Below are 20,398 nucleotides of genomic sequence, written 5' to 3' on the forward strand. Positions count from 1 at the left end.
CACGGTATCCATTTTGGGGTGGGGTCATATTTTTTGCTCTCACTCTTTTTTGGGAGCTAGTTTGCGGATGCCAGACGCTGCTGGTGAAAAGTTCAAATATTCATTTTTCTCTTCAACAACTGAGGATTTAGATGCTTGATACTTCTTGCCTTTGGTGGCATGATTAGCAACTGTGCCCAAGCAGGGTATGCCAAAATTTTCTAATTGACTCACAACTGTTTTGACTACAGAAAACTTGACTTGGCGAATTGCTACAACCAGCAGTATTCCATCGGTGCGCGCCGCTAAAAAATTCGTATCTTTACTGTCAACCAGCGCCGGCGTATCGTAGATAACTAAGTCAAATTTTGCCTGAAGTTCTTCCATTAAATACTGCATCTGAGATGACGCCAGCCGTCTGGAAGTACCGGCATGAGGGAGACCGGCAGTTAATACAAAAAGATTATCTGCTAGATGCGATCGCTGGATAATTTCATTGGGTTCGTTTTGATTGTCGAGCAAGTTGCTCAATCCCTTGACATTAGGCAGTTCCAACAGCAAGTGCAGGCTGGGCGAATGCAAATTCGCGTCTACTAACAGCACGCGTTGACCCGCCAGCGCTGCCACGTGAGCTAAGTTTAAAGCAACGGTAGATTTGCCTTCGCCAACTGTAGCCGAACCAACTGCCAAAGAGCTAATTGTTCGGTTTGAAGAAAGAAAGCGGATATTAGTATAAAGAGAGTCAAAAGCTTCTATAAATTCCGAAGCAATTTTCTTATTACCCTCTTTTCCTTCAAGATAAGCATAGGAATTAGCAATAGAAGGCGGAAATCTTTTAGCATTTTTGTCCAGAGGAATTGCTCCCAATAAAGGCGCTTCGACCGCATCTTTAACGTCATCAGCACAGTAGAAAATATTGCGCAACTTTTCAATGAGGATAGCTGCTCCCAGACCCAACACTAGCCCCCCAACAACTCCCATCACCAATTTGTTTTTATTTTTTGATGCAACTGGAATCAATTTGCCATTAGGCTCTCGCGGTATCCGGGGTTCAGAAATTATTTCCCAAGGTACTTGGCTTTGAGCTGCTTGGACGCGGAGAGTTTCCCGCTGACTTAAAAGTTGATCGCGGGTGCGGGCTGCTATTTCTAATTGCTGTTGCAGTTCGTTGTAGCGGCGAGCTATGCTGGGAAATTCTCTTGCTTCTCGGTTCAAATCGTTTTTAGTTTGGCCGATTGCCTGACTGCGAGCTTCTAAGACTTGAACTTGGTTGGCAGTATCAACCAATTGTTTAATCAAGCCTATGCGAATCGAATTTTGAAAATTCTGAACTTTAGGATTGGCTGCCGTGCCTGCTAAATTTTGGCCCAAAATGCGATCGGTTTGCTGGTTTAGCAAAGCTACTAAATTTGCCCGCTTGCGCTCTAAAGCTTCCACTATAGGGTTAGCAGATTTAAAACGAGCTGTTTCTACAGCAATCTGACCTTCTACTTCCTTAACCTTGGTCAGCAAATCTTTATATTGAGGTTCTTCGCTTAAAGCTGAAGCGGCAATAGCTTCATTTGGTGTAAAATCTAATTGTTTTTGCAAGTTAGCGTACAGCGTTTTCTGTTCTTGCAACAGCCTTTGAGTTTCTAACTCTAAAGTTTCTACGGTGCGAACTTGCTGGATCAATTGCGCGCCTTGTTCTTTAGGATCGGTAATCTTTTGCTGCTGCTGTATCACCTGTAACTCGGACTTCAGGTTATTTACGCGCTTGTTGAGTCCCGGAAGCTGGTCTTCAATAAATTTAACACCTTGACCAATGCTACTCTTGCGTTCGTCAAGACTGTACTTTAAATATTTCTTTTTAGTTTCTTGTAAAACAAACTCAACTAGTTGAGAGTCAGTCGCCATGAAGCGAACTTCCAAAATTTTAGTAATCGTCGTCTCATCTTCTCCTATCCGCAAAACGACTAATCCTTTTTGAAGAAGTTCCTCGGTAAATGTTGGATATCGTTTTTGGACTTGTTTAACAATAGCCGACAGCATCTGAGGACTTTGAAGAATTTGAAGTTGAGTTGCGTAGTCCAAACTAAAAAATTCTCGACTAGGCACTGCCCCCCCCTCGCCGCGATTGGCTAGGGCAGCGGGGTCAGCAATTCTGGCCTCCGTTGTCACGGGTTCCACTAGCATCCGAAAATCGCCTTGATATGTTTGCTTACCTCCCTTGATCTGATAAGTAACTCCAGCGCCTGCTAGACCTATAATCCCAATAATGATTAGGGCTTTTCGCTGAAAAGTCCTCAACAACGGCTTTAGATTCAATCCTTTCTGAGGCTGTGCGCTTAATTCTTCTCCCTCGTCAACGGAAAATTGCTGCACCTGTCTGCTCTGGCTGCTAATTGGTACGATATGAGCATCCTGTTCTCTTTCCATGTTGACCTCTTTGAGATTTTGTTGGTAAAATCAGCTCAGTTGTGCGGACTTTCTGGTTGATACTTTCACCATTGACTTAAGGATATCACAGGAAATTCTTGGTTGGTCGGTTCCACTTCCTTCTAATAGTTCTCACAACTTTCACATAGTATACAAAAATAACTAAATCCCTATGTTATGTCGGCAGCAAATTTTTTTTACTAAGTGAAGAGAGAGTTGTATCCGACTGCATTTCTGTCTGCTGTGTTGTCCTTGTATTTAGGGTCTCAGGGGGGCTATGGCGACTTTTTGGGGTGTCGCTAAGCTTCGTCCTTGGTCGTTCAATAACTTTACCAAAATTTTACAATTTGCCGTAACACCTCAGCGGCCGCTTGCGGTGGTATTGCGTTGTCATCTATGCCATTTTTCTGTTCTCGGTCAACGGCAGCGGCACTTGTTAACTTACCCGCTAACCGATCGGCTAAAAAGTTTTGCATTTTCCATTTAGGTAGATATAATTAGCAGAATTCAGTAGATATTTGGAACTGCAACTAATCGAATCAATTTTCGATAAAAATCTGTCTCTTATTTTAATTATAAACTTTTTAACGAGCTGGATGGCTGCTTAAGTCTATAGACTTACTCATCGCCGCGACTTTATCACAAACTACTCTCACTACTGTACTAAGGACATAAAAATTAATAATTTGTGTTGTCAAACTCGATCGACATCTCGAACAACTCAAGCATTCGGGGTTTTTCTACCGGGGCGGATGGCGCTGCGCGATTTATGTATTTTCGTAAAAAAACTAGGTTTCTGCGTTCCGGGGCTATTACTAAAACTATCGCTTTGATTCGCCCTCCGAGCAAGCTATAGCAATCCTTTGGGGAAACGCGCAACGGGCTTTTTTTGAATTAACCGATACAATAAGAAGATGACACATTGTTAAAGAAAAAAAAGAGTTGGCACAGGATGGGAGGATTGCTATTGATCTCGCTCGGATTAGCTATTGGTAGTTGTTATTTTTCGATTTTACTAATTGTCAACTACTGATTATTAGCAATTACTGATTTTGTGCTTTTCTTTCTCGCAGTTTTAACAATATTTCTGCATGAACTTCGCGGGTTATGGGATAAAAATATGTAAGAATCATGCCAGCAATTAAAGCAATTGTGGGCAGCGGCCCGATCGCAACTCGAATCGCAAACAGTGCAGACTCTGGCTGTACGGGTGCTGGCTGTCCGGGAACTGTAGATAGAAATCCAGCTCTTTCTAATGCTTGGCCTACCAACCACAAACCCCCTGCCAATCCAATTTTTTGCAGCAGTACCATAAACGAATAGAAAACGCCTTCGCGTCTTTCTCCTGTTTGCAGTTCGTCGAGTTCGATCACATCCGGTATCATCGACCAAGGTATTAGATAAGCCGTGGAAACTCCGACACCTGCCATGACTGCTAATAGGTACATCTGCAATACTTGTCCTGGTTGGAGGAAAAACAGTCCAGCTTGGGCAATAATCCACAAACTCATGCCCATAAAATATACGGCTTTTTTGCCGTATCTCTCGCTGACTTTACTCCAAACAAATAGCATGATTAATGCAGTGCCTTGAACTGCGATCGCAACCAAGCTAAAAACGTACTGTGGCTGTTGCATCCAGTTAACAACAAAGTAGGGAATAATAGTACCAGTCAACTGCACTCCCAGCCAAGAAAAAAGATAAATCCCAATCACGTACAAAAAAGGGCGATTGCTAAATGCAATCTGCAACTGTTCTTTCAGTGGCAAGGATGTAGAATTATCTAGTTCTGCGTTTTCTAATAGTTGGGCTGCGACGTGCTTGCGAGTTCCCAAAACGCACCAGTACAAAGGCAAGACAGAGATAACTCCAGAGATTGCACCTAATAAGAAATATTGTTGATTCGGGTTGTTTGGAAATACAGCAAAGATAATTAGAGCTAAGATTAATGAAAAGATGCTGCCGCCAATTGAGAAAGCAAACCGAAAACTATTAAGGCTAGTGCGTTCGTTGTAGTCTTGAGTAAGTTCTGGAGTCAGGGCAGTGTAGGGAAGATTGACAGCCGTGTAGGCGGTGTTGAACAAAATGCTGATTGCAACATAGTACCAAAATAACACTGTGTGATCCGTGCTAGGTACAATCCACTGCAATAAGAAGAATATGCCGAAGGGAATGCCACCATATATTATCCAAGGATATCGGCGGCCCCAAGGGTGAGAAGTGCGATCGCTCAAAACCCCCACAATCGGGTCATTTATGGCATCCCAAACCTTGCCAACTACCAAAATATTGCTGGCTAAGCCGGCAGGTAAACCAGCGACATTGGTAAAGAAAACTAGGAGGTAAAATCCCAAAACATTAGCGGTAATTGCCGGGCCGAGGTCGCCGGCCCCGTAAGCTAATTTTGTTGAGAAACTAAGTTTTTGTGTTGCGGGATTCTTGGCGGCTGGTTGAGGCGGGGAAGTGTTGCTCATAAACTTTGATTTCGGGATGTTTTTGCAGTCACAGTCTTTCCAGTAGGAGTATAACTCACGCTACGCCCTAATACTAAGTTTTTTGTAGCGATCGGGACGACCCTGAAGATTTGGTAATTGATAATTGGGTAATCGGTAATTGATAGGTTGGTGGGGGCAGGTTTACGAGATTATTGGTCTTAGGCAATTATTCTTGGTAAAACCTGCCCCTACTTAAGGAAACAGTTGCGAAATCTGAACTTCTATTTCTGGAAAAGCCAGCATTGACAAAACATCATCTTCATTAAATACTGTTTCTTGTCGGTTGTTTGCCTCGCCCGGTTCGCGAAAAACATAAACTTGCCGCGTGTTAACATCAAGTATCCAATAATCAGTAATTCCCGCTTTAGCATAAGCCGGTGCTTTCCGCCTGCGGTCTGTTTCTAAACTCGTGTCAGCTATTTCTATTAATAATAAAATATTGTCTGGTGCGGGATGAAAATCTTGGTACAGCCGGGGGTCGATTTGGACTACAGCAATATCCGGTTCTGGTTCTGAATTATAGCTTAGAGCGATCGCGTCTTGGATGCGAATTAAAGCAAGTCCTGCCAGCAGATTTCTCAGATAGTCGGCTGCACAGAGATTATTTGCTGCGTGGCGAGGATTTTTTGCACTTATTGAGATAATTTGCCCGTCAATTAATTCAACTCGTTCATCGGGATAGAGAATGCCAGTTGCGGTCATGCGGCGATATTCCTCTACAGTCCACAAGCGTACCTCTGTTAGAGTCCTGGCACAATTTCCTTTTGCGGTATTATCTATTATCGATTCACATTCTAGTTTTTCTTAAATTACTCGGTCAACAATCGAGATTTTGCTGTAATTGCTCCCACACACCACAAAATAGCATTGACAATCTCCGATCGCGGAATATCTTCTGCGTCTAAAAAACTTGCAAACTCTTCCTCAATATTCAAATGATCTGCAAAATCATAAAGTATGCGCTTGTATTCAGTTGGCATCGGTATTAAAGTAGCTTTCACTAAATCTAAAAGCGGGTTCAAACAGTTGAGGATAGTAGCTGACTCGTCAAAATCTTCGGCATCGAGCAAGTAAAGCGTTTCTGCTATGTCACAAATAGCGTCTATTTGTGTGGGTAAGTTTTCCAGTTCGCTGACATCGATATCGCACAATTGGAGAGCGTTAATCGCTAGTTCTGGACGGGTAAAAAATACCAGTTGACCGCCGGCTACTAAAGGCAGCTCTTGTTCTCCATAGACAATTAGAGTATATAGATTCGGTATTTCGGTTTCGGGGTCGATGCGGAAACCGAACAGCCACAGCAATTTTTCTGGATTTGGGTTCGCTGTTTGCAGTGTTGTTGCAAAATTTTTTGGTTCTGACATGAATTTTGAATCCGTATAAAATTTACGCTCTTAAAGCCGGTTTCTACGCAAAATCTGGGTTTTTAGTAACAAATATACAAAAACACCGGGTTTATAAGGCAAGAGTGCGTATTCTTTCTCCTACAAATTTTGCTGGATTATCTCGCAGCACTCAGGGACGGTTGCTCTTTTTTCCATTGCTGCTACTAGGGCTTCGTAAGCTGATTTGTTGCTTTCGATCAGGTTTTTTGCTCGCAGCAAACCCCAGTTTTGTTTGAGTTGGATTTCGGAACTGGGACGGCGCATTTGTGTTAAGATTGCACTAATTTTTGTGCGGTCTTCTGCTCCTCCTTGTGCGCTGCCGTAAACAAATTTTTCTGCGACTATTCCGGCCATCCACACGGTGCAGTATTGGTCTAAAAGTTGGGAGGAAAGAGTGCCGTTTTGCAGTTGAGATGCTAATTGTTCGTCTTCAAATCGGACGCCGCCTTGGGCTGTTTGACCTTGTTTGAAAGCTTCCCAAGCGTTGAGGGCGTAGCTGGTTACGGGAATTCCTAACAGGTACGCGACTAGGAAGTGTCCGGCTTCGTGGTGAAGGATACGATCGCGCTTTTGTTTGGAAGTTCCCCCCAGCCAATCTAATAAAATAGTACCGCCTTGACCTTGCCACTGGAAACTGTCAAGGGTAGCTAGCCCCAACAGGCAAAAAGTGGCGATCGCAGGTACGGCTTCTGGCAAGTTGAATAGGGGCCCTAACAATATTGAAACGGTGATGGCAAAGATAGAAATAGCGATAATATTCAAAGAAGTGTCTTTCATAATGGGGAATGGGTAACTGGGAATTGGTAATGGGGAATTTGTAATAGGGAATTGGTAATGGGAATTGGTTTTAGAGGTAAACTCAGGTACGATAGCGCGATCGGTTTGGCAGCGTCGGGTCGATCTCCGCGCCCCCGACTTCCGACAAAAACTCCACCTTCCAGTTTGACTGAAAATTGCCGCTCCGAAGCCACCGATATTAAAAAGATATTAAAATAAATCAAAGTCAAATAAAAGTGTTAGTGGAATCCTTCATGTCAGTTTTGGCAGCGATCGCAGTTTTAGGTATCTTGATTGTCGTTCACGAACTCGGCCACTTCCTGGCGGCGAGACTTCAACACATCCACGTCAACCGCTTCTCTATCGGTTTCGGGCCCATCCTCTGGAAGTACCAAGGCCCGGAAACTGAATATGCCCTCCGCGCCTTTCCCCTGGGAGGTTTCGTGGGTTTCCCGGACGACGATCCCGACAGCACTATTCCCCCAAATGACCCGAATTTGCTCAAAAATCGCCCCGTGCTCGATCGGGCGATCGTCATTAGTGCTGGGGTAATTGCCAACTTAGTTTTTGCTTACTTCCTGCTGGTGGTGCAATTGGGCACTGTCGGCGCGGCAGAAATGAACTACCTACCGGGAGTTAAAGTCCCGGAAGTCGCCGCAGAAGTCAGTTCTGCCGCGAAACAAGCCGGAATTCGATCGGGCGACGTTGTTCTGTCTGTTGACGGCAAGGAATTGGGCGCTTCCCGCGAAGCAATCAAATTATTGGTCACAGCAATCCAAGATCATCCCAACCAACCCCTAGCGTTGGAAATTCAGCGCCAAGAACAAAAATTTTTGGTGACAGTAACTCCCGAACAGTCCCCCGACGGCAAAGGTCGCATTGGCGTGCAGCTAACTTCTAACGGCACTGTCGTGCGGCAGAGGGCAGGAATTGTAGAGGCGTTTAGCAAGGCCGCCAAAGAATTTGAGCGGATTGTGCTGCTGACGGTTCAAGGTTTCGGGCAGTTACTTAGCAATTTCAGCCAGACTGCCGACAAGTTGTCCGGGCCTGTGGCGATTGTGGCCATTGGTGCAGGGATTGCCAAATCGGATGCTGCGAGTTTGTTTCAGTATGCTGTGCTAATTAGCGTCAATTTAGCTGTGATTAATATCTTGCCTTTACCTGCTTTAGATGGCGGTCAGCTAGCTTTTCTATTAATAGAAGGACTGCGGGGTAAACCTTTACCGAACCGGATTCAGGAAAATGTGATGCAGACGGGTTTGGTGTTGTTGCTGGGTTTGGGAATTTTCTTGATTATTCGGGATACAGCTAATTTGGCTGGGTTCGATTTGATGGGCAATTTTCGGCAACAATAGTCAGCAGTCAGTAGTCAATAGTTGGTTGTTATTGGTTATTGATTATTGGTTATTGGTTATTTGTTTGTTGCCAATAACCAATAAGATTAGTCAACAGTTAACAGTTAACAGTTAACAGTCATTAGTCATTACAGCACTTGTGACTAATGACTAATATTCGATCGTTAAATTTGGGGAAAAAAGCAATGATTACACAACTGCAATCTCCCGAGAAATCAAAAATCGTCTACCCAGATGACAACGGAGAACCCATGTCAGATAATACCGAACAGTTTCGATTAATCGTCTGGATCAAAGAAAACTTAGAACTGTTATTTGCGAGCGTTGCTGATGTTTTTGTGGCGGGTAACTTACTGTGGTATCCAGTAGAAGGAAATAATAAACTTGCTCAAGCACCAGATGTGCTGGTAGCCTTTGGCAGACCGAAAAGATATCGAGGTTCCTACCAACAGTGGAACGAAGATAACATTCCGCCGCAAGTCGTGTTTGAAATTTTGTCGCCGGGAAACCGTTTAACTCCGATGATTCAAAAATTCAAATTTTACGAACGCTACGGCGTGGAAGAATATTACTTGTACAACCCTGAACAAGTGGATTTAACTATATGGCAGCGTCGAGACCAAGAATTAGAAGCTGTAGAATCGGCGGACGGTTGGGTAAGTCCCAGACTAGGAGTGCGGTTTCAACTATCAGAAACCGCACTACAAATATTCGGACCTAACGGAGCGCCATTTGTAAGTTTTGTGGAACTCGCTCAACTGCGAGAGCAAGCAGAATCAAGAGCTGAACAAGAACAGCAAAGGGCCGAACAAGAACGGCAAAGGGCCGAGCAAGCAGAAGCTTTGCTGGAACAAGAACGATCGCGATCGGAAGCTTTAGAAGCTCGACTCCGCGAAATGGGAATCGACCCTAATCTTTTGTAAATGACTGATAACTAATGACTAATGACTAATGACTAATGACTAATGACTAAAAAGTTAAGTTTAAAACAACGATCGCTAGAAATTCTGATTCGCCTCAAACGCCTCTATCCAGAAGCTCCTTGCACTCTCAACTACGAAACTCCCGTGCAGTTGCTGGTGGCGACGATTCTCTCGGCTCAGTGTACGGACGATCGAGTAAATTTGGTAACGCCGGCTTTGTTTGAGCGTTTTCCCGATGCGGTTGCTTTGGGAAATGCTGATTTAGAAGAACTCGAAAGTCTCGTGCGATCGACTGGTTTCTACCGCAATAAGTCTAAAAATATTAAAGGTGCTTGTCAGGCGATCGTCAATAAATTTAACAATCAAGTGCCGCAGCGGATGGAACTGTTGCTAGAATTACCCGGAGTTGCCCGCAAAACAGCTAATGTCGTTCTCGCTCACGCTTTTGGTATTAATATGGGCGTGACGGTAGACACTCACGTCAAACGTTTGACTCAGCGGTTGGGATTGACCGAACATACCGATCCTACAAGGATCGAGCGGGATTTGATGATATTGTTGCCGCAGCCGGATTGGGAAAATTGGTCGATTCGGTTGGTTTATCACGGTAGGGCAGTTTGTAATGCGAGAAATCCGGTTTGCAATATTTGCGAACTTGCAGATTTGTGCCCTTCTGCTAATAGTTTGGTGTTGCACCAAGGTTAAGTACAGGCAAGATGCCTGTACCACAAAAATGTTGAGTTATTGCAGATTTGTACCCTTTTGCTAATAGTTTGGTGTTGCACCAAGGTTAAGTACAGGCAAGATGCCTGTACCACAAAAAAGTTGAGTTATTGTGGAACAGGCATCTTGCCTGTTGCTAAAAATGTTGAGTTATTGTGGAACAGGCATCTTGCCTGTTGCTAAAAATCTTGTTAACAAAAGAAATAATTCAAATAAAAGAGATCCGAAATCACCAAAATATAGTAAAATAGTAGATTGTGATTTATCTAAGGATATCAACAGATTATGGCTAAGAAGAGCATGGTCGAGCGCGAGAAAAAGCGCCAGAGACTCGTAGACAAGTACGCCGACAAGCGGGAAGACCTGAAAGACCAGTTTGACCAAGCTACCAATCAGATGGACAAAATGGCGATTCACCGCCAACTGCAACAGCTACCTCGCAGCAGTTCGCGGACTCGCTTGCGGAACCGCTGCTGGGCAACTGGACGGCCCAGAGGTTACTATCGTGACTTCGGACTGTCTCGCAACATGATGCGAGAAATGGCTCACGAAGGTCTTTTGCCCGGTGTTGTGAAGTCTAGCTGGTAGCACGAAGGAAGAAGGAAGTTCGGCAACGGATTCGCTCGACGGATGTAACGGATGTAACGGATGTCAGGAAGAAGGAAGAAGGAAGAAAAAAACTCACAATTAATCGGCAGGATTAGGTTTGGGGTTGATTTTTGTTTCAGACTTATGAGTTAAATTTTCCTCCTTCTTGCTTCACTGGCCGCAGCATTTATCGATGCCGAGACTTTCGAGTAACAAGTCGCTGACGGCGTTGGCGATCGCAAATTCGCCGTAGAAGCTTTTAGAAAAATCATAGGCCTGCATTTCGGTGACGATCGCAATTACGAGGCTGCCCACGTCATTTTCGCCTTCCATGCGCTGGCGGACATAGATTTGGGCAGCTCTTTTAGCTATTTGCTGGTTGGCTGCTTCTGGGATAAACTCGGAGTCTAGCCATGCCAGCAGCGTTTGTTGGAGCCATTGGCCTTCTTGTTCGGGGTTTTTGGCGGGCGGTAAGGTAATAGGTTCGATGGTTTCAGACATGATTATTCCTAATTGCTAATGTTGACTTTGAAAAGTTAACTGAGAAATGACAACTGATAAATATATGCAATATGATATACCGACAATTATACAAGGATATGCACAAGGCTATTTCTTGATGGCCAATGACGGGGAGGAAAGTTTGGGGTGGTATTCGAGCCGTCAGCGGGCGCTGATTCCGCTGGATGAAAGATTTACCTATCCCACGTCGCTGCGCCGCCAACTCAATCAAAATCGGTTTTCGGTGGCTGTAAACCGCGATTTTGGCGCGGTGGTTGAGGGTTGTGCCGATCGCGAAACGACTTGGATTTCTAAAGAGCTCAAGAAGATTTACTGGGCTTTGTATGAGGCCGGTTGGGCTTACAGCTTCGAGACTTGGTGCGGCGACGAATTGGCGGGCGGTATTTTAGGATTGTCGATCGGCGGTGCGTTTATTGGGGAGTCGATGTTTTACCGAATTCCCGAGGGTTCTAAGGTGGCGATGGTGAAGTTGGTGGAGAGATTGCGCGATCGATCTTATCTGATGTTCGACGCTCAAATGAACAATCCGCACTTGGAAAGATTCGGCGCTTATACTGTTAAAGAAAAACTGTACAACACTCTTTTGCAAGCAGCTTTGAAGCGCCGTTGCTCGCTATTTTGAATATTCGGTCAGTAGGGAAATGGCAATGTCATTTTCGGCTCGAATAGTTGCTTCAAACAATAGTATAATTAAGCTCAGATACTTCTCGAAGACAACCACTATGCAAGTCACAACCGAAGAAATTATTTATCCCTCCAGCGACGGTCAACCAATGGCAGACAGCACAATTCAATACAAATTAATTGTCACAATCAAAGAAGGTTGCGAATCGCTGTTTGAAGATGACCCCAACGTGTTTGTAGCCGCCGATTTACTGTGGTATCCGGTTGAAGGTAGACCAGATATTTCTCAAGCGCCGGATACGATGGTGATATTTGGTAGACCAAAAGGCGAGCGACGTTCCTACATACAGTCTCGCGAAGATAATATTGCTCCCCAAGTCGTCTTTGAAATTCGCTCCCACAACGATAATAACACAAAAATGAACAAGAAACTTTCATTTTACTATCGTTATGGAGTCGAGGAGTATTACCTTTACGATCCCGAAAGAAATCAGTTAGAAGGTTGGCAAAGAATTGAAGGAATCTTAGAACCCATTGAACCGATGGAGGGATGGATAAGTCCCAGACTGGGAGTGCGGTTTGAGTTACCAGAAGAAGGGTTAGAAATCTATCGCTCTGATGGAGAAAAGTTTCTTTCCTATTCCGAAATAAATGCAGAACGGCTATTAGAGCGACGGCGCGCAGAACAAGAATTTCAGCGTGCCGAACAAGCCTCGCAGCGCGCCGAAGAAGCCTCGCAGCGTGCCGAACAAGAAGCTCAAAAAGCCGAACGTTTAGCCGCCAAACTGCGCGAATTGAACATCGATCCAGATAGCATCTAAGCTCGAACCAGGAGAATAAACCCGGTTTGTCAAAGAAATCGGGTTTCTGGGGATAGCAGTTATTTACTTTTTTCAGGGCGAACCGGGATATTTGGTCGATCGCCCTCCAGCTAAAATTACATATACTACAATACATAATACAGAGATTTGAGCCAAAATCCTTGGAGCTCAGAAAAATCAGAATCGAAGCCCCTTGAATGTGTAAAAATACTGAAGCAAACATTACTAAACCCTGCACGGAGCAATTGTTGTGGATTCCAGATATAACCCCCAATCCATAGAAGAAAAATGGCAGCAGACATGGGCTGAGCAAAACTTAGACCAGATGCCAGAAGATACCCAAAAGCCTAAATTTTATGCCTTATCCATGTTCCCCTACCCGTCGGGAAACCTGCACATGGGGCACGTCCGCAACTACACAATCATCGATGTAATTGCCAGACTCAAGCGAATGCAAGGCTATCGCGTACTCAATCCGATGGGATGGGACGCTTTTGGTTTGCCCGCAGAAAATGCAGCCATCGAGCGAGGAATTCCCCCCGCACAATGGACTTATGAAAATATTGCCCAAATGAAAGGCTTATTTCGCCGCTTGGGTATTTCTTTCGACTGGACAAAAGAAGTTACAACTTGTTCTCCCGATTATTATCGGTGGACTCAATGGATTTTCTTGCAATTTTTAGAAGCCGGATTAGCTTATCAAAAAGAAGCCGCAGTTAATTGGGACCCCATAGACCAAACAGTTTTAGCAAACGAACAAGTAGATAACGAAGGTCGTTCCTGGCGTTCCGGTGCCAAAGTCGAGCGCAAATTATTGCGGCAGTGGTTCCTCAAAATTACCGATTACGCCGAACAGTTATTAAACGACTTAGACAAATTGCCAGATTGGCCAGAAAGAGTCAAATTAATGCAAGCCAACTGGATCGGCAAATCAGTCGGCGCTTACTTAGAATTTCCGATTGTAGCAATGGATGAAAAAATCGCCGTTTTCACCACACGTCCCGATACAGTTTACGGCGTCAGTTACCTTGTTTTAGCGCCGGAACATCCACTAACTCAGCGCGTGACCACCGAAGATAGAAAAGCCGCCGTAGAAACCTTCATCAAAGAAGTTGCACTGCAAAGCGAGATCGATCGCACAGCCGAAGACAAACCAAAGCGCGGCATCCCCACAGGCGGCAAAGCAATCAATCCTTTCAACGGCGAAGAAATTCCGATTTGGATTGCCGATTATGTGCTGTACGAATACGGCACCGGCGCAGTTATGGGAGTACCAGCCCACGACACGCGAGATTTCAAATTTGCCAATCAATATCAACTGCCAATTAAAGTAGTAATTGTGGATGATGATGAGATTCCGCTGACCGAAGCTTACACAGAACCCGGAATTATGATTAATTCCGAAAACTTCAACGGCATGGATTCAATTAAAGGCAAAGCAGCAGTGATTCAATATGCCGAAAATGAAGGTTATGGCAAAGCGCGAGTGCAATATCGCTTGAGAGATTGGTTAATTTCTAGACAGCGTTATTGGGGCGCTCCGATTCCCGTAATTCACTGCCCCACCTGCGGAACAGTCCCCGTACCCGCATCGGATTTGCCCGTATTGTTGCCGGAAAATGTGGAATTTACGGGCAAAGGTTCGCCCTTGGCAAAGATGGAAGAATGGGTAAACGTTCCTTGTCCGAGTTGCGGCACTGCGGCGAAGCGGGAAACAGACACGATGGATACTTTTATCGATTCATCGTGGTATTTCTTGCGCTATCCCGATGCTCAAAATCAAGAGCAAGTCTTCGATACGGCGAAAACTAATGATTGGATGCCTGTAGACCAATATGTAGGCGGCATCGAACACGCAATCTTGCACTTGCTGTATTCGCGGTTCTTTACCAAGGTTTTGCGCGATCGGGGTTTGATCAATTGTGACGAACCATTTAAACGCCTGTTAACTCAGGGCATGGTGCAAGCAATGGCCTACAAAAACCCCGTTACTGGCAAATACGTTCCCCCAGCAGATATAGACCCCGGAAATCCCAAAGATCCTCAAACTGGCGAAGCTTTGGAAGTCTTCTACGAGAAGATGTCCAAATCAAAATACAATGGTGTTGACCCCTTGGAAGTTATGGGCAAATATGGGGTAGATACGGCACGAATGTTTATTTTATTCAAAGCACCGCCAGAGAAGGATTTGGAGTGGGATGATGCTGATGTAGAAGGGCAATTTCGCTTTTTAAATCGCGTTTGGCGCTTGGTGACAGAGTTTGCTTCACCCCCCCCAGCCCCCCCTTGCCAAGGGGGGGAGAAAGACGTGCTAAGCAAACCTGAGAAGGATTTGCGGCGGGCGATTCACACTGCAATTAAGGCAGTGAGCGAAGATTTGGAGGGTGATTATCAGTTCAATACTGCTGTTTCGGAAATGATGAAACTCAGCAATGCTTTGAATGATGCTAAATTTAAAGATTCGCCAGTTTATGCAGAAGGAATTAACACTTTGATTCGCTTGTTAGCGCCTTTTGCACCGCATATTGCTGATGAATTGTGGCACAATACTGGTAACAGTGAATCGGTGCATACGCAAACTTGGCCGACTGTCGATCCATCTGCATTAATTACCGATGAAATTACGCTGGTAATTCAAGTTATGGGCAAGACTCGCGGCACAATTCAAGTGCCTTCTGGTGCTGATAAAGCTGCGTTGGAAAAGTTTGCTCGGGAGTCGGAATTGGCCAATCGTCACCTGGAAGGTAAGGAGATTAAAAAGGTAATTGTGGTGCCTGGAAAGTTGGTGAATTTCGTGGTAGCGGGATAAAGATGAGAAACCCGGTTGCTTCAATAAACCGGGTTTTTAATACTTGCAGTTAAGAATTAGCCAGTCCAAAAATGAGTAATCTAAAAAATTCCCGACTATGACTTACGCACTCCGCCAAAGAAACCTGGTTTTTTACGGAATCTCCTGATTCCAACAAAGTATTTTCGTAAAAAACCAGGTTTTTGATCACTCATGCCTAAGTCCTATTTAATTGTTAGTTTCAAAAAGCAATTGCACGATCGCTCCGCATTCCAATTTTAATACTGATTGAGCGCTGCCGCCATTAACGGCAATTTCTACCCAAGCGTCAGAACCAGTTATGGCAATTAAATCGCCCGGTTCGCTGTCGCTGTAGGTTTTACCGCTGGGGATGTGAATTGCATCAGAACTATTGCTAATTGTGACTGACCAATTGTTACCTATAATGCAATTATTGGGGATATTGGTAATTAGATTGCCGAAGCGATCGACATATTGAACACAGCCTTCTATACCTGTGGCTGTAACGGCACAATTTGGTATCTCTAACTCGGCTAAACTTGCAGGGTCGATCGCCTCCCCCAACTCTTCCAAAGCCACCCCATTCGCCAAGTGAGCGCCCGCTGCTGCAAAAATATCTCGACCGTGGAAAGTGCTGCTGGGTTGATGTGTGCGCCAGTATTTGGGGTTGGTGAGTTCGACAGATGCGATCGCGCTTTCCCGACTCAACACCCCGCTAAACAACCCGTTATCCGGCCCAACAAGGAAGCAATTAGCACATTTAACCGCAACCCCGCGTCTCTTGCTTCCCACCCCCGGATCGACGACAGCAATATGTACGGTTTCCGGCGGAAAATAAGCAAAAGCAGTCATCAAACAAAACCTCGCAGCCGCAATATTTTGAGAGGGTATTTGGTGCGTAATGTCAATGACTTTGAGTTGCGGGTTAATTTGGGCGATCGCACCTTTCATCACTCCTGCATAAACATCGCTTAATCCAAAATCCGTCAGTAGAGTTATAATTCTATTTTTAGACATATATGCAAAGGTAAAAATATGGTATCACAATGGGAAAACTTTCTGCAAAACTTGGGAGAATGGCACGGTTCCTTTACCCAGTTATCGCCGCGGGGAGAGGTACTTCAAGATACTCCTAGCATTATTTCTCTCGAAGGTCTAAATGACAACAAAACTGTGAGATTGAAACTCCGTCGCTTTTCCCCCAATCCCAGCGGTGTCGGCGAACCTGAAGTGAGCGAACTTGTGCGAGAATATCAAAGCTTGGGACGAGATATCCTGTTTTTTGAAAATGGAGCTTTTTGTCAGGGAACTATTCAAATAGCGCCTTATTCTCAGTGCGGTGCCGAGTTTGGTTTTATCTACAATTATCGCCGATTGCGCTTCGTTCAGCTCTACAATACCGACGGCAATTTATCAAACCTTACCTTAATTCGGGAAAAGCAGCTTGATAAAAATGTCCCCGAACGTCCGCCTTTAAGTGTTGACGATTTGCTGGGAGAGTGGGAGGGCGAGGCCGTGACAATGTATCCTGATTTGCGTTCTCCTGACTTTTATTCTACAAAACTGCAATTGCATTTGGAAAATGGCGATCGCCTAGTAAACAAAATCACTTTTGGCAGTAATGGTACTGTTATCAGTTCTAGCGGCCGCATTGACGGTTCAGTTCTGCACTTTAACGAAGGTGCTTCGCCCGTGCAAGTTGTGCTGCTTCCTGACGGCGGTTCTTGCACTTTACCTGTCAAAGCTGAATTCAGAAAACCTATATTTTTCGAGGCCGGTTGGTTGGTAGAACCTGACTTGCGGTTTCGGATGATTCGCAGTTACAATGAGCGGGGTGAATGGGTAAGTTTGACTTTAGTTACTGAACGCAAAGTTAGTCCTTAGTCATTATCAGTTGTTGAGGATTAAGATTTAGTCTTTTGGCCAGGCTAGAAGCCCACCCCACAATAAACTTGATGTATTGTGGAACGGGCATCTTACCCGTTATAAAAATAGTACAAGATATCAGCACTACAAACATTTTTCAGATTTAGGAACCGGATTTTGTTTCCTGAGTTTGCGACTGAATCACGGCACTCCAGTCATCATTGTTAACAGCAGCTTCCAAATCATTAGCGCGTTCGCCGTCAGTTTTGGCGGCAGTTTCTAACTCTTTGGTAAGAGTAGAATCTGCCATTGCTTTGCGTAATTTTAGCTTTTTTTCTTCATAAGCTTTTTGTTCCTCAGCAGACATTGCCGATCGCGCTGCTTGGCCTACGGTACTCGCCCACATTTCGCTGTCTGCATCGTTTCCAGGCGGAATGCTGGCGAGTTCGGCTATCCACATATCGCGCAAACTTTCCATTTCTTCCCGCTTCGGGAATTTGAAAGTTTGCACGCGCAGGAAAGCGCAATTTTCGACGCCATTTTGGGCGATGTGACCGTTGATTGAAAGCAGGATGTTTCGCGAATAACCGATAAACTGAGTGTTGCGGGAAGTGTCCATTACAGCGTAAACGCCGGCGACTTTCGCGTTAGTTGCCAAATCGCGCCACGTATCGATCGACATTACTTGCGTGCCGTCATTTTCTAATTCAGAAATAGCGGCCGCTGCGCTGTGTTCTGAGTCCGAACTGTATAAAAAGTTGTGCAGTCCTTCATGGGCGACTGGTACGTTTTGATGTTCAATTGCTACGTCTCGATCGGCATTCACTTGATTAGCTTCCATTAAATTCAATTCCTCAAAAAATGTCAACTTTACTCATTAAATCCGGCTTTCAGGGGCGGGCTTTCCGGCCCACCCCACAATAAAGTTCTCTTTGTGGAACAGGCCGGAAAGCCTGTTCTATTGTTTTTTTTGCCCTTATATACTTAACTTACGGCAATTTGTTGCAATTCCTCGTCAGTCAATTTAACTTCGAGCGCCCGCACAGAGTCCTCAATACTCGATACTTTTGTCGCACCGGGAATCGGAACGATGCAGGGCGATTGGGCCATCAACCAAGCTAATACTATACAGTAAACTGAAACGTTTTTTTCTGCTGCTAATTTTGCGATCGCGGGCATATCTTGCAAGCTTGTGGCGCGGCGGCTTCCTCCCAGAGGGCTCCAAGGAAAAAATGTCAGTTTTTCGGTTTCGCAATATTCCAGCACACCGTCTGATTCTGGCTGTCTGTGCCAAGGATTGTACTGATTCTGCACGGAGACAATTTCTACTGTATCGCGGGCGCGTTTGATCTGCTCTACAGAAAAGTTGGAAACTCCAATAAATCGAATCATTCCTGCTTCTACTGCTTCTTTTGCGGGTGCTAGGGCTGCTTCGATGGTATAAGCGGGATCGGGCGAGTGATATTGCCAAAGGTCGATCGGTTCCTTACCGCCGAGTGCTTCAAAACTTTCGCGAATTGTCTTGCGTAAATGGTGGGGGTTTCCGTTGCGCGTCCATCCACCTTGAGGCCGCATTAAGCCGCCTTTAGTGGCGATAGTGACAGCTCTAATATCTCCAGTATACTGTTGTAAAGCTTTGGCAATCAGTTCTTCGTTATGGTGTTTGTCGGATTGATCTTGGCAGTAGGAATCTGCGGTGTCAATTAGGGTGACACCCAAATCGAGGGCGCGGTGAATTACCGCAATAGATTGCGATTCTGGTGGCCGGCCGCTTAAGGACATCGGCATACATCCAAGACCGAGCGCGCTGATAGTAAAATTAGTGTTTCCCAGTTGTTTTCTTTTCATTTATTTGCCCTCGTTTGCGTGGTTTATTTACTGTTGAGATTTCAAGAATATAAGGCTCTGTTTAAATTTTACATTTTTTTAAAGTATATAAGTAGATATGAATAAAATATTTTGTATAAAGTTGTAATAGCTGGTAAGGCAAGGAACTCTTGTAGAAGCGAGTTAACCGTTTCACGCAGGCCCCTCTCCCCACGCGATGTTTATGTGTATCTAGCTACTTCACTAGCTCGAAGCGCTGGTGTAAAATCGGAGTGCAAATTGCCAGAAGTAGCGGGAAGCGCACAAAAGCCCGATCGCCAATATTCCAGCCCCTCCTATCCAAACTATATCACCTCTGCCCAGCATTGCTTCGGCCGGTACTGTGGTAAAGAAGGCAACGGGGACTACGAATGTGAAGAAAAATCGGTAAGCTGCGGGATAAGCTGCCATGGGAAATCTACCGGCTTCTAACAATCCTCTGAGAACTTCGGTAATGTTGTAAATTTTGACAAACCAAATACTCATAGCACCTAATATAAACCAGATGCTGTAAAGACTCACCATGCCAAATAACAGCGGTATTGCTGTTAGGAAATAGTTGCCGATTTTCACTCCGAGTTTGTTAGCTGAGTACAGCAACAATACCACACCGAAGATTATATCGGGTATTCCCCAAGGGGAAACTGTGTTTGCAGACAGCCAGAATTGCGAACTGATGGGTTTCAGGAGTACGAAATCGAGAGTACCTTGCTGGACTCGATCGACAATACGGCTGAGGTTGGGCGCGAGAAAAGTTGACGAAAACCCCTGCAAAACAGTAAAAATGCCGAGTACAACTAAAGCCTCTTCCCATTTCCAGCCCGAAAACGTATAGCCGGTACGGTAGAACAAAAATAGCCCGAACAAGCTGCCCGTAAGGTTTCCGAGGCTGCTGAGGGTCGCGAGGACAAAGTTGATTCGGTATTCTAGTTCTGCTGCGATGGCCGCACCCCAGAACAATTTCACTACGTGCAAATATCGTCCCATGTTTATAGCCATTTTTCACCGTTGAAATACTTAAATTCCCTCATATTGTAAAGGTTTGATGAAGTCAACTGCTGTATGGGCCGCTCACTTCACTATAACTTTAAGTTATAGAGACAGCTTACATAAATATTTTTACTTAGGTAAATTATTAAGTTATTTAACTAAAGTTAAATAAAAACTACAATTTATTGACTTAAATCAATCTCAATCCGCTATTATTTGTCACGCATTAAAGCAGGATTCATGTTTCCATAAAAAAA

19 protein-coding genes are annotated in these 20,398 nt (G+C 44.7%); 8 read left to right on the forward strand and 11 right to left on the reverse strand.

The features are described from left to right. Positions 1–39: 39 nt before the first annotated feature. The 6 genes from QUB30_RS13815 to QUB30_RS13840 all read right to left on the reverse strand — a co-directional run bounded on the left by QUB30_RS13815 (position 40) and on the right by QUB30_RS13840 (position 7,054). Positions 40–2,397, reverse strand: coding sequence for a polysaccharide biosynthesis tyrosine autokinase (locus QUB30_RS13815; protein ID WP_333334086.1), 2,358 nt, complete (start codon positions 2,395–2,397; stop codon positions 40–42). A 329-nt stretch (positions 2,398–2,726) separates the two neighbouring features. Continuing rightward, positions 2,727–2,873, reverse strand: a complete 147-nt coding sequence (locus QUB30_RS13820; protein WP_333334089.1) for a hypothetical protein — start codon at positions 2,871–2,873, stop codon at positions 2,727–2,729. Between the two features lie 567 nt (positions 2,874–3,440). Further along, the gene (locus tag QUB30_RS13825; protein WP_333334090.1) at positions 3,441–4,871 is read right to left on the reverse strand and encodes an MFS transporter; all 1,431 of its coding nucleotides are present in this window, start codon (positions 4,869–4,871) and stop codon (positions 3,441–3,443) included. A 213-nt stretch (positions 4,872–5,084) separates the two neighbouring features. Further along, positions 5,085–5,621 (reverse strand): Uma2 family endonuclease, encoded by a 537-nt coding sequence (locus tag QUB30_RS13830; RefSeq protein ID WP_333334092.1) that lies wholly within the window; start codon positions 5,619–5,621, stop codon positions 5,085–5,087. A gap of 80 nt (positions 5,622–5,701) precedes the next feature. Next, complete coding sequence (locus QUB30_RS13835) at positions 5,702–6,256, reverse strand: hypothetical protein (protein WP_333334094.1); 555 nt, start codon at positions 6,254–6,256, stop codon at positions 5,702–5,704. Positions 6,257–6,376: 120 nt separating this feature from the next. After that, the gene (locus QUB30_RS13840) at positions 6,377–7,054 is read right to left on the reverse strand and encodes an ATP-dependent Zn protease (protein ID WP_333334096.1); all 678 of its coding nucleotides are present in this window, start codon (positions 7,052–7,054) and stop codon (positions 6,377–6,379) included. A 254-nt stretch (positions 7,055–7,308) separates the two neighbouring features. Between QUB30_RS13840 and rseP the strand changes: the two genes are divergently transcribed. The 4 genes from rseP (at position 7,309) to rpsN (ending at position 10,643) form a co-directional block, all read left to right on the forward strand. Further along, positions 7,309–8,409 (forward strand): RIP metalloprotease RseP, encoded by a 1,101-nt coding sequence (gene rseP, locus QUB30_RS13845; RefSeq protein ID WP_333334098.1) that lies wholly within the window; start codon positions 7,309–7,311, stop codon positions 8,407–8,409. A gap of 185 nt (positions 8,410–8,594) precedes the next feature. Next, positions 8,595–9,332 carry a Uma2 family endonuclease gene (locus QUB30_RS13850; protein WP_333334101.1) on the forward strand — a complete coding sequence of 246 codons (738 nt, stop codon included), beginning with the start codon at positions 8,595–8,597 and terminating at the stop codon, positions 9,330–9,332. Between the two features lie 42 nt (positions 9,333–9,374). Then, the gene (gene nth / locus QUB30_RS13855) at positions 9,375–10,037 is read left to right on the forward strand and encodes an endonuclease III (protein ID WP_333334103.1); all 663 of its coding nucleotides are present in this window, start codon (positions 9,375–9,377) and stop codon (positions 10,035–10,037) included. Positions 10,038–10,340: 303 nt separating this feature from the next. Next, a complete protein-coding gene (rpsN, locus tag QUB30_RS13860; protein ID WP_333055623.1) occupies positions 10,341–10,643 on the forward strand; it encodes a 30S ribosomal protein S14 in 303 nt (100 codons plus the stop codon). Positions 10,644–10,814: 171 nt separating this feature from the next. On the opposite strand, the gene QUB30_RS13865 is transcribed toward rpsN, so the two are convergent. Beyond that, positions 10,815–11,144 carry a hypothetical protein gene (locus QUB30_RS13865; protein WP_190740107.1) on the reverse strand — a complete coding sequence of 110 codons (330 nt, stop codon included), beginning with the start codon at positions 11,142–11,144 and terminating at the stop codon, positions 10,815–10,817. Positions 11,145–11,190: 46 nt separating this feature from the next. On the opposite strand from QUB30_RS13865, the gene aat reads away from it, so the two are divergent. The 3 genes from aat (at position 11,191) to leuS (ending at position 15,419) form a co-directional block, all read left to right on the forward strand. Further along, on the forward strand, positions 11,191–11,787 hold the full coding sequence (gene aat / locus QUB30_RS13870) for a leucyl/phenylalanyl-tRNA--protein transferase (protein WP_445300499.1): 597 nt from the start codon (positions 11,191–11,193) through the stop codon (positions 11,785–11,787). A gap of 100 nt (positions 11,788–11,887) precedes the next feature. Beyond that, entirely contained in the window at positions 11,888–12,610 is a 723-nt protein-coding gene (locus QUB30_RS13875) for a Uma2 family endonuclease (RefSeq protein WP_333334105.1), read from the forward strand. Between the two features lie 250 nt (positions 12,611–12,860). After that, entirely contained in the window at positions 12,861–15,419 is a 2,559-nt protein-coding gene (leuS, locus tag QUB30_RS13880) for a leucine--tRNA ligase (protein ID WP_333334108.1), read from the forward strand. A 207-nt stretch (positions 15,420–15,626) separates the two neighbouring features. On the opposite strand, the gene QUB30_RS13885 is transcribed toward leuS, so the two are convergent. Continuing rightward, complete coding sequence (locus tag QUB30_RS13885; RefSeq protein ID WP_333334110.1) at positions 15,627–16,436, reverse strand: SAM-dependent chlorinase/fluorinase; 810 nt, start codon at positions 16,434–16,436, stop codon at positions 15,627–15,629. An 18-nt stretch (positions 16,437–16,454) separates the two neighbouring features. Here QUB30_RS13885 and QUB30_RS13890 point away from each other — a divergent pair, with 18 nt between their 5' ends. Next, entirely contained in the window at positions 16,455–17,303 is an 849-nt protein-coding gene (locus QUB30_RS13890) for a DUF3598 family protein (protein ID WP_333334112.1), read from the forward strand. A gap of 145 nt (positions 17,304–17,448) precedes the next feature. Here QUB30_RS13890 and QUB30_RS13895 read toward each other — a convergent pair whose 3' ends face one another. From QUB30_RS13895 to QUB30_RS13905, 3 genes are all read right to left on the reverse strand, one after another. Beyond that, on the reverse strand, positions 17,449–18,126 hold the full coding sequence (locus QUB30_RS13895) for a GIY-YIG nuclease family protein (RefSeq protein ID WP_333334114.1): 678 nt from the start codon (positions 18,124–18,126) through the stop codon (positions 17,449–17,451). A 143-nt stretch (positions 18,127–18,269) separates the two neighbouring features. After that, positions 18,270–19,133: an aldo/keto reductase gene (locus QUB30_RS13900; RefSeq protein ID WP_333334116.1), complete on the reverse strand. Its 864-nt coding sequence runs from the start codon at positions 19,131–19,133 to the stop codon at positions 18,270–18,272. Between the two features lie 222 nt (positions 19,134–19,355). Continuing rightward, positions 19,356–20,150, reverse strand: coding sequence for an ABC transporter permease (locus QUB30_RS13905; RefSeq protein WP_333334119.1), 795 nt, complete (start codon positions 20,148–20,150; stop codon positions 19,356–19,358). Positions 20,151–20,398 lie beyond the last annotated feature (248 nt).

The sequence above is a fragment of the Microcoleus sp. BROC3 genome, assembly GCF_036702515.1.
Lineage (GTDB): Bacteria > Cyanobacteriota > Cyanobacteriia > Cyanobacteriales > Microcoleaceae > Microcoleus.